9 protein-coding genes are annotated in these 16,446 nt (G+C 74.6%); 1 reads left to right on the top strand and 8 read right to left on the bottom strand.

The window, feature by feature from the left end; translation table 11 throughout:
- Positions 1 to 58: 58 nt before the first annotated feature.
- From AC07CM_RS12630 to AC07CM_RS12595, 8 genes are all read right to left on the bottom strand, one after another.
- Entirely contained in the window at positions 59 to 781 is a 723-nt protein-coding gene (locus AC07CM_RS12630) for a thioesterase II family protein (RefSeq protein ID WP_478876353.1), read from the bottom strand.
- Positions 778 to 2,049, bottom strand: coding sequence for a cytochrome P450 (locus AC07CM_RS12625; RefSeq protein WP_478876352.1), 1,272 nt, complete (start codon positions 2,047 to 2,049; stop codon positions 778 to 780). Before AC07CM_RS12625 ends, AC07CM_RS12630 begins: the two co-directional genes overlap by 4 nt.
- 16 nt (positions 2,050 to 2,065) lie before the next feature.
- Complete coding sequence (locus tag AC07CM_RS12620) at positions 2,066 to 4,390, bottom strand: amino acid adenylation domain-containing protein (protein WP_478876351.1); 2,325 nt, start codon at positions 4,388 to 4,390, stop codon at positions 2,066 to 2,068.
- A complete protein-coding gene (locus tag AC07CM_RS12615; RefSeq protein ID WP_478876350.1) occupies positions 4,387 to 8,946 on the bottom strand; it encodes a condensation domain-containing protein in 4,560 nt (1,519 codons plus the stop codon). Before AC07CM_RS12615 ends, AC07CM_RS12620 begins: the two co-directional genes overlap by 4 nt.
- 62 nt (positions 8,947 to 9,008) lie before the next feature.
- The gene (locus AC07CM_RS12610) at positions 9,009 to 9,767 is read right to left on the bottom strand and encodes a thioesterase II family protein (RefSeq protein WP_478876349.1); all 759 of its coding nucleotides are present in this window, start codon (positions 9,765 to 9,767) and stop codon (positions 9,009 to 9,011) included.
- Complete coding sequence (locus AC07CM_RS12605; protein ID WP_478876348.1) at positions 9,764 to 10,603, bottom strand: 4'-phosphopantetheinyl transferase family protein; 840 nt, start codon at positions 10,601 to 10,603, stop codon at positions 9,764 to 9,766. The genes AC07CM_RS12610 and AC07CM_RS12605 overlap by 4 nt, the downstream gene beginning before the upstream one ends.
- 56 nt (positions 10,604 to 10,659) lie before the next feature.
- Positions 10,660 to 12,042 (bottom strand): serine hydroxymethyltransferase, encoded by a 1,383-nt coding sequence (locus AC07CM_RS12600; RefSeq protein ID WP_478876347.1) that lies wholly within the window; start codon positions 12,040 to 12,042, stop codon positions 10,660 to 10,662.
- Entirely contained in the window at positions 12,042 to 15,362 is a 3,321-nt protein-coding gene (locus tag AC07CM_RS12595; protein WP_478876346.1) for a non-ribosomal peptide synthetase, read from the bottom strand. The genes AC07CM_RS12600 and AC07CM_RS12595 overlap by 1 nt, the downstream gene beginning before the upstream one ends.
- A 209-nt stretch (positions 15,363 to 15,571) precedes the next feature.
- Between AC07CM_RS12595 and AC07CM_RS12590 the strand changes: the two genes are divergently transcribed.
- Positions 15,572 to 16,303 (top strand): hypothetical protein, encoded by a 732-nt coding sequence (locus tag AC07CM_RS12590; protein ID WP_478876345.1) that lies wholly within the window; start codon positions 15,572 to 15,574, stop codon positions 16,301 to 16,303.
- Positions 16,304 to 16,446 lie beyond the last annotated feature (143 nt).

Raw genomic sequence — 16,446 nt, 5'->3', positions numbered from 1 at the left:
CTCTCGTTCTCTCGTTCTCTCGTTGCCGCGCTTCCGCGCTTCTTCGGGCCCGGTCCGTTCACCCGGCCATGTCGGCGACGAAGGCGTCGAGCAGGTCGTCGGGGGCCTCCATGAACCGGTAGTGCGGCCCGTGCAGGACGCGGAAGGTGGTGTCACCGCACTCGGCCCAGGTGTCCATCAGCCGGTGGTCGACCTCCACGTCCTCGTCCCAGCCCAGCGCGGTGACGGGGCAGTTCAGACGCACCGGTTCGGCGGGGTGATAGCGCTTGTTGGTCTCGACGTCGGCGCGCAGGATCTCCAGGCTCAGCTCGATCAGGTCCGGCCGGGGCGTGCCGCCCAGCTCGACGATCAGGGTGCGCACCTCCTCGGCCAGTTCCTCGTCGGTCATCCGCAGGAAGCGGCCGTGCGGGCCCTTGTGCGGGGCGATCTGCGAGGAGACGAACAGCCGGGCGGGCGCGGGGTGACCGCGCTCCTGCAGTCGGACGGCGGTCTCGTACCCGGGCAGCGCGGATCCGCAGTGCCCGAACAGGCCGAACGGCCGGTCCAGGTACGGCAGCAGCGCCTCGACCAGGTCGTCCGCCAGTTCCTCGTACGTCGAGTACGACGGCTCCCGGAAGCGGTTCTCCCGGCCGGGCAGCTGGACGGGCACGATCTCGGTGTCGCCCACGAAACGGGGCCACTTGCGGTACATGCTCGCCCCGCAGCCCGAGTACGGCAGGCAGAACAGGCGGGAGGCGGCCTCGGCGGAGGGCTCGCGCAGGAACCAGCGGGAGGCGCTCATGCGACCAGCTCCGCATAGCGCGCGGCCGCCGCGTCGCGGACCTTGGCGACCATCGGCATGTGCTTGATGCCGGCCACGAAGTTCGAGTGCAGGTGCTCGATCTCACCGGCGAGTTCGAAGGACTCGAAGCTCTCGAACAGCTCGGTGAACAGGATCTTCAGGCTCATCCGCGCCACGGTGTGCCCCACGCAGTAGTGCGCCCCACTGCCGAACGCCATGTGCCGGTTGGGCTTGCGGCGGATGTCGAAGGTGAACGGGTCGTCGAAGGACCCGGCGTCGCGGTTGGCCGAGCCCAGCCACACCACGACCGCGTCGCCGGCCCTGATCTTCCGGCCGCCCAGCTCGACGTCCTGCAGCGCGTACCGCATGAAGTGGTTCGCCGGCGACGACCAGCGCAGGGCCTCGTCCACCCCGGTGTTCAGCAGCTTCGGGTCGGAGCGCCACTCGTCCAGCGCGGGGGTTCCGATCAGCTCCGCCATCGCGCCGGTCGGCACGAACGGAGTGGTGACGTTGGCGCCGAGGATCAGGCTGTAGCAGTTGGACAGGATCGCACCGGTCTCCAGGCGCCGGCCGTCGATGTCCATCTCCAGCAGCAGGCTGATGAGGTCCTCGCCCAGGTTGTCGCGGCGCTCGCGCAGGATGTCGTGGAAGTAGGCGAACAGTTCGCGGTGTGCCGCCTGCAGGGTCTCCTCGACCCCACCGGGTCCGGCGAACTCCGGGTCCTCCGGGGCGATGGACATCGTCGTGAGCCGGGTCAGCCGGGACCAGTCCTCGCGGGGCAGGCCCATCATCGTGCCGGCCGTCGCCATCGGCAGGGACATCATGGCCTCGGCGAAGTCGAAGGGCTCACCCTCCAGCGCCGGGGTCAGCAGCCGGTGCACCTCGGTGGTGACCGCGTCGCGGTACTTCTCCACCTGCTTGTTGGTCAGGGCGCGCTGCATCGGCACCCGCATCCGGGTGTGCCGGGGCGGGTCGGTCGCGGCCATCTGCCGGCCGCGCGCAGGATCGTCCTTGCCGAGCAGGAAGAGCATGGTGCCGCGCTGCGAGGTGAACAGGGTGTGGTCGCGCAGCACCAGGTCGGCGTCCTCGAACCTGGTCACGGACCAGAAGCCCAAGGTGTCGTCCACCTGCTGCCAGCGCACCGGGTCGCGGTGCCGCATGGCGTTCCAGACGGAGTGCGGGTCGCCGTGCGCGTACAGCAGCGAGTCGGTCAGGTCGACCGCGTCCAGATCGATGTCGTCCGGATGCACCGGCTTGTTGAGCCTCATCGGGTGAACTCCTGGGTCAGGGGGCGGGCGTGGCGGAGGGTGCGGGCCGGTCGACGAGCTCCTCGGCGAGTTCGGCCACCGTGGGCCGCAGGTAGAGCGAGCGGGCGGACAGTTCCACGCCGAAGCGCTCGTGCAGGCGGGCGAGCAGGTCGGCGGCGATCAGCGAGTGGCCGCCCAGCTCGAAGAAGTCGTCGTCGACACCGACGGGTTCGACACCCAGCAGATCGGCCCACTCCTCGGCGACGGCCGCCTCGGCCGCGCTGCGCGGGGCCGTGTACTCGGTGGTCAGCGACCGCGCGGCGCGGCGCGCGGCCGGCAGGGCGGCGCGGTCCACCTTCCCGTTACGGGTCAGCGGCAGCTCGGACAGGGTGAGGACCGCCCAGGGCACCATGTAGCCGGGCAGTTCACCGCGCAGCCATTCGCGCAGCCGTCGACCCAGCGCGGCCGGCTCCTCGGCCTCGGGGTCCTGCGCGGTGACGTAGGCCAGCAGCCGCTTGCCGCCCGTGCCGTCGCTCTGCGGCATCACGACCGCCTGGCGCACGTCCTCGTGGCCGGCGAGCACCGCCTCGATCTCCCCGGGCTCGACCCGGTAGCCCTGCACCTTGATCTGGCGGTCGGCCCGGCCGAGGAACTCCAGCGAGCCGTCCGGCAGCCGCCGCACCAGGTCACCGGTGCGGTACAGCCGGGCGCCGGGCTCGGCGGCCAGCGGGTCGGGCACGAAACGGTCGGCGGTGGCGGCCGGCCGGCCCAGATAGCCACGGGCCAGTCCCTCGCCGCCGGCGTACAGCTCGCCCGGAACCCCCGCGGGCACCGGCTGCTGGTCGCGGTCGAGGACCAGGGCCCGGGTGCCGCCGATGGGCCGGCCGAGGGGGACCGCGTTGCCGGCCGGCGGCTCGCCGGAGGTCCAGCAGGCGGTGAAGGTGGTGTTCTCCGTGGGGCCGTAGCCGTTGGTGAACAGCAGGTGCGGGTGGGCCGTCAGCAGCCGGCGGACGTGGCTCGCGGAGACCACGTCTCCGCCGGCCAGCACGTGCCGCAGTCCGCCGAAGGCGTCCAGGTGCTGGTTGACCATCTGGTGGAACAGCCCGGCCGTCATCCAGGCGACCGTGACCCCCTCGCCGGCCAGGGTCGCGGCCAGCGCCTCGGTGGACAGCGGCCCCGCCGGATGCACGGCCAGCCGCCCGCCGTTGACCAGCGGGGCCCAGATCTCCAGCGTGGAGGCGTCGAAGGCGACGGGCGCCAAATGCAGGAACACGTCCTCGGGGCGGAACTCGGCCCAGTCCGGCCGTACGACGAGCCGGGAGACCGCCGCATGGGGCACGCACACGCCCTTCGGCTCGCCCGTGGACCCCGAGGTGAAGCTGACGTAGGCGGCCGCCGAGGCCGGTACGTCGACGCACACGGGCGCCGGCTCCGGGCCACCGGCGGCCGTCCGGTCCAGGCCGAGCACCCGCACGGAGGCGGGCAGCCGGTCGGCGAACCGCTCCTGCGCCAGCGCGATCCGCGCGCCGGTGCCGGCCAGTTGCGCCGCGAGGCGCTGCGCGGGCAGGTCGGGCTCGAAGGCGGCATAGGCGCCACCGGTCTTCAGCACGGCCAGCAGGGCGACGACCAGTTCGACGGAACGTTCGGCGACGATCGCCACGACCTGCTCGGGACCCGCGCCCGCCGCCCGCAGCCGCGCCGCGAGCCCGTCGGCCTCCCGGGTCAGCCCCGCGTAGGTCAGCGAACGGCCCGCGCAGCTCACCGCCACGGCGTCCGGGGTGCGGGCCGCCTGCTCCTGGACCAGGACGTGTACCGGGCGGGCGGCCACCGGCGCGCGGCCGGTGCCGGCCAGGGCGGCGGCCTCCTCGAGCGCGGCCGCCGTGGCCAGCGGGAGCACGGACAGCGGGACCTCGGGGCGTACGACCATGAGGGCGCACCGCAGCTGGTCCTCCAGTCGCTCGGCCTCCGGTGGGGTCAGCGGGCCGGCGCCGGTGACCGTCACCAGGGCGTCCGGACCCGCGGTGACGGTGAGCCCGGGCACGGGCCCGTCCGGGGCGGTGTCCCACAGGAACCGCGCGTCCACGGCGGCCCCCGGCTGCTCGTCCTCCGTGTCGTCCGAGAGCGCACGGAGCATCCCGGCGGCCTGGGCGGTCAGCGCGGACAGGGTGGGGTCGTCCGACACCTCGAAGGTGAGCACTCCCTCGGTGCCGGCGTCCCGGTGGGCGATGCGCACCGTTTCCTGGAGCGTGCGGCGGTGGGTGACGGCGACGAGTGCCGCCAGTGCCGCGGCGGGCGATCCCGCGGCCGTGCCGTGCGGAGCCGCGGGCGGGGCCAGGGGCTGCGAGTCGGTCAGTGAGATCACTGGTTCTCCTTGGAGGGGGCGGGGCCGGCCGCGGCCGTCGCGGGCCGGCGACGCAGGGTGGAGCGGTCGACGCGCCGGATCGCCGGCGTCTCGATGCGCGGCTTGGCCCGCTGCTGGTCCACGTAGGCGGCGACCGCGGCGATCGTGGGCGTCTCGAAGAGCAGGCCGAGCGGGGCGTCGACCGAGAACTCCTGCCGTACCCGGTCCATGACCTCCGAGCCGAGCAGGGAGTGTCCGCCGAGCGCGAAGAAGTCGTCGTGGACGCCGACCCGGTCCACGCCGAGGGCGGCGGACCAGATGCCGGCCAGCGTGGTCTCGGTCGGTGTGCTCGGCGCGCGGTGCGCCTCGCTCGCGGCCGCCGCCAGGTCCGGTCCGGGCAGCGCGGCGGGATCGACGGCACCCGAGCGGTCGCCGGGGAAGCCCGCCACGACGAGCAGATGGGCCGGTACGGCGGGGAAGGGCAGCCGGTCCAGCAGCCGCTGCTTCAGTCCGGAGACGACCCGGCGGCCACGGGTGACCGCCCGGGGGTCGTTCGCCAGGCGGCCGGGTGCCCGGCAGCCGTCGGCGGGGCGGTCGCCGAAGCCCTCCGGCAGCACCGGCTCGGCCTCGGCTTCGTCGTCGGCCCGGCGCAGCAGCAGCACGTCCACGGTGCCGGGGCCGTCGGCGCCGTACCGGACGAGCGGGACGTAGCCCGCCCGTTCGGCCGCCGTGGCCAGGACGGCCGGGTCGAGCGGGCCGCCCGGTCCGGCCGGGCGCGGCGCGAGCGCCGCCGTCACGTCGGCGGCCGTGCCCGCCGTGCCCGCGGCCAGCTGGGACAGCGCGGCGAGCCGTCCGTGCACCCGGGCGTCGGGCACGGACCGCAGCAGCAGCCGCTGCGGGGCGTGTTCGCCGAGGTGTGCGGTCAGCGCCTCCGGGGTCAGCCCGTCCGCCTGCCAGTCGAGTTCCCGGTCCGGCCGGGCCCCGGTGACAGGGGCGCCGGCGCGCAGCACCACGTCGTAGCGGTACGCGCTCAGCTCGTTGCGGTGCCTGCCGTACCGGGGCAGGACGTACACCTCGGCGAGCCCCTCGAGCCGCTCGGTCAGTGCGGTGAAGTACCGCGGGTCCAGAAGCAGTTCCTCCTCCTGGCCGGCGCGGGCGGTCAGGGCGCTGCGCACCGCCCCCGCCCCGTCCTCCGGCTCCAGGGCCTCCAGCCGGCCGGGCAGGTGCAGCGCGTCGAGCAGCGGCAGGCTGCGGACGGCACCGAGGTAGACGTGGCCGCCCGGGCGGAGCACCCGCAACGCGCCGGACAGCACCCGCTCCAGGTAGTCGGTGCCGGGGAAGTACTGCACGACCGAGTTGAGCACCACGGTGTCGAACCCGCCCTCGGGCAGCCCGGCGAAGTCGTCGGCGGCCCGCTCCAGCAGGCTGACGTCGTCGGCCTTGCTGGCCAGCCAGTCCTGGTGGTCACGGATGTGCCCGAGGGCGTGCCCGGACAGGTCCGTCCCGGTGTAGCCGGCGCAGCGCGGGGCGAGCCGGAACAGCAGGGCACCGGTCCGGCAGCCGATCTCCAGCACCTGGGAGGGGTTCAGGGCCAGGATGCGCCGGAAGGTGGTGTCGGCCCACTCGCGCATCTCGGCGCCGGTCAGGTACTCGCCGGTGTGCGGGCTGTTCCAGCCGGTGACGTTCAGCACCGGGTCGTCCTCGGCGGACCGGCCGGAGTACGTCTCCTCGAACAGGGCGCGCAACCCGTCCTGGCCGTCGGTGTCCTGCGGGCGCAGGGAGACGTGGGCGAGCAGTTCGGACTGCCCGTCGCCCTCGGTGCGCAGCTGGACCAGGGCGCGTTCGACGTCGGCGCAGCCGTGCAGCACCGTCTCCACGTCGGTCGGCTCGACCTGGTGGGTGCGGATCCGGATGTCCTCGCCCAGCGGTTCGACGGTGCCGTCGGGCAGGATCCGGGCGCGCAGCCCGGTGCGCAGCAGAGGCTCGCCGTCCTGCGGGTCGGCGACCAGCAGGCGGCGGATCTCCTGGGGCCGGCCCAGGACACCCTTGGGCAGCGGCACCCCGCCCACGCACAGTTCGCCCGGCACCGAGCCGGGGAGAGGCAGGCCGGCGGCGTCCAGCACCCGCAGCCGCGCGCCGGGCAGCGGGCTGCCGAGCGGCGAGAGCGTCCCGGGGGCCGGGGCGTCGGCGACCGGCTGGACGATCACGTCGAGCGCCAGGTGGGCCGGGCCGGAGCGCAGCTGTACGGCACAGTCGGGGGCGGTCCGGCGCAGCCGGGCGATCAGTGCGGGCCACGGCCGTTCGCCGGCGCACACCGTCCGGCGCAGCCCCGGCTGTCGGGGCGCCCGGTCCAGGAACGCGTTCAGCGCGGTCGGGGGGCCGACCAGCACCGCGACCCCGTCCCCGGCGTCCGGTTCCGCCGGCGCGTCGCCGGCGGTCGGCAGGACGAGGGGCGCCCCGGCCGCGACCGGCCACAGCAGGTCCCAGGGGGACAGGTCGAACCCGGCGGACAGCGACAGCACACCTCGCGCCCGCTCGCCGGGGGCGAGTCCGTCCAGGTGAGCGGCGGCCGCGTGGGCCAGCCGGTGGGCGACGCCGGCGTGGGAGTGGACCGTGCCGCGCGGCAGCCCGTCCGAGGGCGGCAGGTAGGCGACGAACGCGTCCTGCTCCGGACCGGGGACGGCGGCGGGCCGGTCGGCGGGCCGTGCCGAGAGGTCGGTGCCGATGTCGACGGCCTGCACCATCGGGTCCAGCCCGTCGGGGCCCGCCCCGTCGGTGATCACCACGGCCGTCGAGCAGTCCAGGAGGATGTCGTTGAGGTCGCCCACGGAGGTCCGCGGGTCGAGCGGGACGGCCGCACCCCCGGCCTTGAGCACACCGAGCAGCGCGACCAGCAGCCCGGGCGAGGCCGGCAGGCAGACCGCCACGGGCTGCCCGGACGTGACGCCGAGCTCGGCGAGCTGCCAGGACAGCCGGTTGGCCCGGGCGTCGAGTTCGGCGAAGGTCAGGGCGGTCGAGCCCTGCCGGACCGCGAGGTCGGTGGCACGGACCCGGGCCTGCGCCGCGAAGAGCTCGGTCACCGTACGGGCCGGGGCCTCGGCCGCCGGCCGGGAGACCGGCCGCGGCAGCCCGGCCGGCTCGGCCGCGCCCACGATCGGCAGGCTGCCCACGGGCGCGTCCGGGTCCTCGGCCACGGCGGTGAGCAACGTGGTCAGCGAGTCCAGCATGCGGCGCACGATGTCCTCGGTGAAGACGTCCGTGGAGAAGTACACCGTGCCGCGCACCCCACCGTCCTCCGCCGGCTCCAGGTCGACCTCCAGGTCGAACCGGGCGGTGTCGGTGCTGAGCGGCTCGACGGAGAAGGTGACGTCGGGCAGCTCCACGCTCCAGCGGGGCGAGTTGTCGTAGCCCATCTGGTGGCGCACCAGCGGAACCCGGGCCCGGTTGTCCCGCTCCGGCGTGATGACCTCGACGATCCGCTCGAAGGGCACGTCCTGGTGCTCGTAGGCGCCCAGGCACACCTCCCGGGACTGGCGCAGCAGTTCGCGGAAGGTCGGGGTGCCCGAGAGGTCCATGCGCAGGGCCAGCTCGTTGACGAAGCAGCCGGTGAGGTGCTCCAGTTCGGCGCGCCGACGGCCGGCCACGGCCGTGCCGATGACGATGTCGTCCTGGCCGCTCCAGCGGGAGAGCACCACGGACTGCGCCGCGTACAGCGCCATGAAGGGCGTGGCGCGCTCCGCTTCGGCGAGGCGGGTCAGCCGGCCGAAGACCTCCGCCGGGAGCTCGTAGCGGATCGTGCCGCCCTGCCAGGTGAGCTCGGTGGAGCGGGGCAGGCCGGTCGCGATGTCCACCAGCCGGGTGTCGGCGAGCCGTTCCCGCCAGTAGTCGAGCTGCCGCTCCACCTCCGGGCGGGCCAGCCAGTCCCGCTGCCAGGCCGCGAAGTCGCCGTACTGCACGGTCAGTTCCGGCAGCTCCGGCTCCCGGCCCTGGACCCGGGCGGCATAGCGTTCGCCCAGTTCGCGGATGAGGACGTTCATCGCCCAGCCGTCGGTGGCGATGTGGTGCTGGCACATCAGCAGGAGATGCTCGTCCTCGGCCAGGCGCAGCAGCACCGGCCGCAGCATGAGGTCGCGTTCCAGGTCGAAGGGCCGGTTGATCTCCTCGGCGCACATCTGCTGCGCCCGGGCCTCCCGGTCGTCGGCGGGCAGCTCGGTGAGGTCCACCAGCGGCAGGTCCAGGCCCGTGAACGGGTTGGCGGACTGCACGGGCACGCCGTCCACCTGGTGGTAGGTGGTGCGCAGCACCTCGTGCCGTTCGACGATCTCGCTCAGGCAGCGGTGCAGCAGGGCCCGGTCGAGCCGGCCGCGCAGCCGGGCCGCGCCGGCCACGTTGTAGAACACGGCCTCGGGGTCGAGCCGGCTGAAGAACCAGATGCGCTGCTGGGCGGGGGACAGCGGCATGCCGCCGCGGTCGCCCTCGTACCGGGCGATGCGTCCGGACGAGGCCGCCGACGCCTGACGCGCGATCAGCCGGTCGAGCAGTTCTCGCTGTTCCGCTGTGAGAGTGGCCGGTCGCATGCGTGCCTCACCCTTCGGTGGCTGGGAGTCGGTGGGGGTACTGGAACGGGTCGGTGGCGCTGTCATGCCGGCCTCCGGGCCGGCAGCCGCAGGTGCTCCACGTCGGCGCGGAGCCGGCCGACGGTCTCGGCGGGATGCTCCTGGACGAAGAAGTGGCCCGCCGCGAAGGTGTGCACGGTGAAGTCGCCGTCGCTCTCCTCACGCCACCGGGCGGCGCGCTCCGGGGCCACCCCCGGGTCGTCGGCGCCGAGATAGAGGCGCACGGGGCAGCCGAGCGGCCGGTCGTCCGGATGTCTGGGGCCGGCCAGCACGGTGAGATCGGCGCGCAGGACCGGCAGGATCATGTCCAGGTAGGCCCTGCTGGCCAGCAGCTCCGGCGGCGTGCCGCCCATGTGGTGCAGGAAGGCGAGCGCCCCGTCGTCCGTCAGCCAGCGCGCGTAGTCCTTGCGGGGCTCCCGGCGGGGCGCCTCGCAGGCGGCGGCCACCATCAGCTCCGGGGTGACGCCGTGTTCCCGGCGCAGGCACCGGATCAGTTCGGCGCCGATCGTGGCGCCCATGCTGTGGCCGAACACCACCAGCGGACGGTCGGCCAGCGCCGCGGCCTCCGCGGCGAGCGGCGCCACGATCTCTTCCATGGAGAGCGCGGGCCGCTCCCGCAACCGGGTGCCGTGGCCAGGCAGTTCGACCGCGACCACCCCGATGTCCGGTGGCAGCAGCCGGGGCCAGCGGCGGTAGACGTGCGCCGCTGCGCCCGCGGGCGCCAGACACAGCACCCTGAGGGCGACATCGTCGCTCGGCGACCAATCGCGCAGCCACGTCATGCGAGTTCCTCTCCCGGCCGGTCCGGCTTCCTGTGTCCAGCTTCGTGATCGGGCGCCGGCAAGGCAGTCGGGAGAGTCCCCGACAGGGGCCCGGGGCACTCGGGCCGGCAGCTCCAGCGCAGGGTCCGGGTGCCGCCCGCGGGGACGTCGTTGACGGCGAGCGCGGCGGCGAAGCCCACCGGCGCCTCCACGGCGCGTACGAACCACACGCCGGGCACTCCGGGCACGCGGGCGTCGGCCCAGCCGTCCCGGCCCGGTTCGCCGACGTCGGGCAGGTCCACCACACCGGTTCCGGCGGCCTTTCCGACGGCCTCCAGCCGGGTCCAGGCCTGGGTGCCGTCCAGGTCGGACAGGTGCGGGCCGCCCGCCCCGCCGGACAGCACGGCCGACCAGTTCACCCCGGCCCGGACCTGCTCCACGTCCACGCCCACCGCCAGCGGTGGGCGGCAGACGGCGACCATCGCCACCTGCTCGCTGTGGCTCAGGCTCACGTCCAGCGCGAGTCGGCCGGTGTCCACGGCCCACACCGGTTTTCCGTGCACGGCGGGACCGCATCGCGGGCAGAACCGGTGGAACCGCAGCGCGGCGGGGCTCTCCCCGGTGTAGCCGGCCAGGATGTGCCGCAGCGCGCAGTGGGCGGCCCGGTAGCGGCGGCGGTCCACGGCCCGCTGCAGCCGGCGGGCCTTCTGCCGTTCGTCACCGTCCAGACAGTCCCCGCCGTCGGGCAGTTGCAGCTCGTCGAGTTCCAGGTACCACAGGTGCACCACACCCGTGCGCAGGTCGAGCTGGGGGACCGCCGGCGTCGACGGTTCCACGACCTGCCAAATCGATGACATGCGCGACTCCTCGCTGGACCGGGCCCGGCCGGGGTGCGGTCGGGCCCGGTCGGTGGTCAGACGGCCGCGGCGGTCCGGTCGGCCTCGACCGGGACCGGTCGGGGAAGGGGGTGGTCGGGCAGCGGGAAGCGCCGGCACAGATCGGCGGCCCGGGCGGCCACTTCGGCGCGTACGACGGGATCCAGGTCGTGGTGCCGGTCGCCGACCGGGCGTACGGTGCGCAGCACGGCGTCGACGAGCGCGGCGCACTCCGCCATCTCGGCCACACCCATGCCCCGCAGGGCCAGCACGTTGGTGCCCAGGCGGACCCCGCTGGTGACCCGGGGGCCGTGCGGGTCGCCCGGGATGCCGTTCTTGTTGACGATGACGCCGCAGCTCTCCAGCGCCTGTTCGGCGATGACGCCGGTCAGGCCACGTCGGCCGACGTCGAGCAGCACCATGTGGGTGTCGGTGCCCCCGGTCAGCACATGGTGACCGAGCCGGTCCAGTTCGGCCGCGAGCGCCCGGGCCGTGGCGACGATCCTGTCGGCCCGCTCCCGGAACCCGGGCGTGGCGACCTCGGCCAGGGCCCGGGCCTTGGCGGCGATGGTGTTCAGCCGCGGAGTGCCCTGCAGATAGGGGAAGACCGCGTCCTCCAGCGTCGCCCTGAGGGTCTTGCCGGAGGGCAGCCGCAGCTCGGCGTCGCGGCCGAGCAGGATCAGCCCGCCGCGCGGCCCGTACAGCTGCTTGTAGGTGCTCGTCGTGGTCACATGGGCCACGTCCACGGGGCTGGGATGGACCCCGGCGGCGACCAGTCCCGCGATGTGCGAGATGTCCGCGACCAGATAGGCGCCGACCTCGTCGGCCACCGCGCGGAACCGCCGGAAGTCGATTGTGCGGGGATAGGAGCTGGCCCCGCAGAAGATCAGGCGCGGCCGGTGCTCGCGGGCCAGTTCGGCGACCGCCGCGTAGTCGATCAGGCCGTCGGCGTCGAGGCCGTAGCGGACGGGTGTGAAGAAGCGGCCGGACAGGGACGCGGCAGCCCCGTGCGTCAGATGGCCGCCGGCCTTGAGATCCATGCCGAGCACGGTGTCGCCGGGCCGCAGCAGCGAGCACAGCACCACCTGGTTGGCGGTGGACCCCGAGTGCGGCTGGACATTGGCGTGCCGGGCGCCGAAGGCCTCCTTCGCGCGGCGCACCGCCAGTCTCTCCACCTCGTCGACCAGCTCGCAGCCCGCGTGGTAGCGGGCGCCCGGATACCCCTCGGTGGTCACGTTGCCGGTCGCGCTGGCCTCGCAGGCCAGCACGGACGGGTCGGCGTTGCTGGCCGCGGCGACCATGGCGAGCGTCTCGTGCTGGCGGATCTGCTCACGTTCCAGCAGCCCGTACAGCTCCGCGTCCCGTTCTGCGAGCAGGCCGATGCCGTGCGCCGCGGTGCGGGCCAGGATCCCGGTCCCCATCAGTGCGTCTCCTCGAGGGTTTCGAGCAGGTCCTGTGTCTGCGCGCTGTCCAGCGCCCGGACTTGCAGATAGATCTCCGCGACGGCCTGCGCGTCGATGCCGGCGGCCGCGCCCGCGGCCTCGGCGAGGGCCGCCTGGCCCGCCAGGGTGGGCGTCTCGAACACGTCCCGCAGGGACACGTCGAGCCGCAGATGGTCGCTGAGCGCGTAGGCGACCTGGGTCACGCCCAGGGAGTTGCCGCCCAGCTCGAAGAAGTCGTCGTCGCGGCCGACCCGCTCGCAGCGCAGCACGTCCGCCCAGACGTCGGCGAGGGCACGCTCCAGCGGGGTGCGCGGAGCCGCGTAGGGGGTGGCCGGGGCGAGCCGCTCCTCGGTCTCGGGCGCCGGCAGGGCCCCGCGGTCCACCTTGCCGTTGGCCGACAGCGGCAGGGCCGCCAGCTCGACGAAGGTGTCCGGCACCATGTAGTCCGGCAGCAGGGCGGCCAGATGACCGCGCAGGGCCCGCGGATCGGGGCTGCTCGGCCCGGCGGGCACCACATGGGCGGTCAGCCCGACCCCGTGGCCGCCGGCGTCGGTGCGGACCACGGTGACGGCCTCGGCGAGGTCCGGGTGCCGTACGAGGGCAGCGTCGATCTCGCCGAGCTCGATCCGGAAGCCGCGCACCTTCACCTGGTGGTCGAGCCGGCCGATGAGGTGGATGGTGCCGTCCTCGGCGTACCGGGCGAGGTCGCCCGTGCGGTACATCCGGCTGCCCGCGGGCACGTTCGGGAACGCGCCGGCGTAAGGGTGCGGCACGAAACGCTCGGCGGTCAGCGCGCTGCGGCCCAGGTAGCCGCGGGCCAGACCGACACCGGCCAGGCACAGCTCGCCGGCCACGCCGACGGGCACGGGCTGCAGCCGGTCGTCGACGATCAGCGCCTGCTGGTTGGCCATGGGGCGCCCGTACGGGATGTGCACCCACTCGGGGTCAGTGGCGGTGACGGGAAAGACGATCGAGTGGATCGAGGCCTCGGTGGCGCCGCCCATCACGACGACGTCGAGCTCCGGGAAGAGCGCCCTGGCCCGGTCCGGCAGCGTCACCGGCACCCAGTCGCCGCCGAGGAACGCGGTGCGCAGGGTGGGCCGGGCCGGCCGGCCGGTGCCGTAGCCGTCCACCAGCGCCTCCAGCAGGGCCGGCGCCGAGTTCCAGACGGTGACCGAGCGGCGCTCGATCAACTCGGCCCAGTGCCGCGGGTCCTTGGCCCGGTCGGCGTCGGGCAGGACGGTCGTGCCGCCGGCCGCGAGCATGCCCAGCAGCTCGTACACCGACATGTCGAAGCTCAGCGAGGACAGGGACAGCACCGAGTCGCCGGCGCCGATGCCCTGGCCGCGGTTGAGGTCGGCGATGTTGTTGGCCGAGCCGCGGTGGGTGACGGCGACGCCCTTGGGACGGCCGGTCGAGCCGGAGGTGTAGATGACGTAGGCGAGGTCGTCGGGCCGGGCCCCGCCGGCGGCCGGCCCGGCTTCCGGGGTGGGTCCGGCCGGGTGGCCGTCGCCGTCCAGCAGCAGCACGCTCAGCGAGGTGTCCGCAGCCGCGTCCGCGTCCAGGACCCGCCCGGTCGTGGCGTCGACGGGCAGCCGGTCGACGTGGTCGGCGTCGGTGAGGAGCACGGCGGGCCGGGCGTCGGCGAGCATGAACGCGAGCCGTTCGGCGGGGTAGGAGGCGTCCAGCGGGACGTAGGCGCCGCCCGCCTTGAGGGTGCCGAGGACCGCGGTGGCCATGGCGGCCGAGCGGCCCAGGCACACCGCGACCGGGACGTTCGGGCCGACACCGCGGGCACGCAGCGCAGCGGCCAGCCGGTCCGCCCGCGCGTCCAGTTCGCCGTAGGCGAGGGAGCCGCCGGACCAGACGAGGGCCGGGGCGTCGGGGCGGGCCGCGGCCTGCCGCTCGAACAGCTCGTGCAGACAGGCTTCGGGAGCGGTGGCGGCGGTGGCGTTCCACTCCGACACCGCCCGCTCGATCTCGTCGGGGGTGAGCCAGGGCAGGTCGCTCAGCGGGCGGCCGGGGTCGGCGGCCGTGGCCGTGAGCAGCACCTCGAAGTGGTCCCACAGGCGGCGGATCGTCGACGCGTCGAACAGGTCCGTCGCGTACTCGACGAAACCGGTGTACACGCCGTCGACCTCGCGCAGCTGGACGTTCAGGTCGCACTGCGTGCCGTGCCGTTCGACGCCCGCGGCACCGGCCCGCAGCCCCGGCAGCTCCAGCGTGGGCTCGGGGGCGTTCTGCAGCAGGAACAGCACCTGGGCCAGCGGGGTGACGCTCAGGTCGCGGGGGATCCTCAGGTCCTCCACCAGCCGCTGGAACGGCAGGTCCTGGTGCTCCAGCGCCGCCAGCGTGGTCGTGCGCAACCGGCCGAGCAGCTCCTCGAAGGTGGGGTCGCCGGCCAGCGAGGTGCGCAGCGGCACGGTGTTGATGAAGCACCCGATGGTCTGCTCCGTCTCCGGCGTGCGGGTGGCGACACCGGTGCTCACCACGACGTCCTGCTGACCGCTGCTGCGCCCGAGCACCAGCTGGAACGCGGCCAGCAGCGTCATGAACGGCGTCGTCCCGCTGGACCGGGCCAACTCCCTCACCGATGCGGAGAGTTCACTCGACAGGGCGACCGGGAGCTGGCGGCCGCGCAGGGACTGCACGGACGGGCGCGGCCGGTCCAGCGGCAGCGCGAGGACGTGCGGGGCGCCGGCCAGCCGCTCACGCCAGTGGGCGAGCAGCTCCTCGACGCGCTCGTCGGACAGCCGCTCCTTCTCCCACAGCGCGAAGTCCGGGTAGTGCACCTCCGGTTCGGGCAGCGCCGCACCGGTGTCCCCGAGTGCGGCGGCGTAGTGGGCGCCCAGCTCGCGCAGGAGGATCCCGCTGGACCACATGTCCGACACCAGGTGGTGCACGGTGACGGTCAGGACGTGGTCGTCCTCCGCCGGCCGCAGCAGCGACACCCGCAGCAACGGCCCCTCGGCGAGGTCGAACGGCCGGGCCGCCTCGGCGGTCAGCGCCGCCTCCAGGCCGTCCTCCGGCACGTCCACGACCGGCAGTGCGACGGTGACGGACTCCTCGACCAGCTGTACGGCCTGGCCGTCGATCTGGACGAACCGGGTGCGCAGCGCCTCGTGGCGGTCGACGACCCGCTGCACGGCCCGCTCCAGCGCCGGCCGGTCCAGCGGGCCCCGCAGGCGTACCGCGAGGGGGATGTTGTACGCGGCGGTGCCCGGTGTGAGCTGTTCGACGATCCACAGGCGTTCCTGGGCGGAGGCCATGGGAAAGATGGTCGGCTGGGATGTCTGCATGGCCGTCTCCACACGTAGGCGTTGCGTCTGGCGCGTAGGCGATTTGGCACGTAGGCGCTGAGGTCGTGGCGATCACAGCTTCGCGACGGCGGAGGGGCACAGGTAGTCCGGGACTTTCCTGACGGCCCGAGGGGCCTTCGGGCCGCCCGTGTGCGGGCCCGGCCGGTCTAGGGTCGCCGGGACGACCCGACGGACCTCTGGGAGACACCTTGTCCGCAGCGCCCACGCTCACCCTGGCCCGCCGCTTCAACGGGCCTCCCGACAGCGCCAACGGCGGCTACGCCTGCGGCCGGCTCGCCGCGCACGCCGAGGCCGCGGGACACCTCACCGGTCCGGCGGCCGTCACCCTGCACCTGCCGGTGCCGCTCGACACCCCGCTGGACTACCGGCCGGCCGGCCGCAGGGGCCACGCCTGGGACGGTGACCTGCTCGTCGCCTCCGTCGCCGCGGCGGACGGTGGCATCGACGCCCCGGCACCCGTACGGGAGGCGGACGCCAAGGCCGCGGAGGACGCGTTCGTGGGGGAGGGACACCCCTTTCCGGGCTGTTTCGTGTGCGGCACCGAACGACCCGAGGACGGCCTCGGTCTGCGGCCGGGCCCCGTCGCCGGCCTGTCCGGCACCGTCGCCTGCCGCTGGACCCCGGACGCCCGTTGGGCCGACGAGCGGGGAAGCGTGGGCGCCGCGTTCGTGTGGAGCGCCCTGGACTGCCCGGGCGGCTGGACGGCCGACCCGGTCCGCCGCCCCCGCGTGCTGGGCCGGATGACGGCCCGCGTCGACCGCCTGCCCACCGTGGGCCGCACCTACGTGGTGGTGGGCCGGCTGGACCGCTCGGAGGGCCGTACGGCCACCAACACCACGGCCCTGTACGACCCGGCCGACGGCACCCTGCTCGCCGCGGCCTCCGCGGTGTGGGTCGCCCTGGACGGCTCGGCGGCGTGACCCGTGCGGGACTTCCCCGACAGGGCGGACCCCGCGCACGGGGAGGGGGGGGGGGGCGGGGGGGGGGGGGGGGGGGGGGGGGGGGGGGGGGGGGGGGGGGGGGGGGGGGGTGCGGAGAGTGGGGGGGAGGGGGGGGAGGCTTC

This window comes from Streptomyces sp. NPDC044061, from assembly GCF_056434305.1.
The sequence above is the reverse complement of the archived record's forward strand: the minus strand, read 5'-3'. Positions and strand labels throughout refer to the sequence as shown.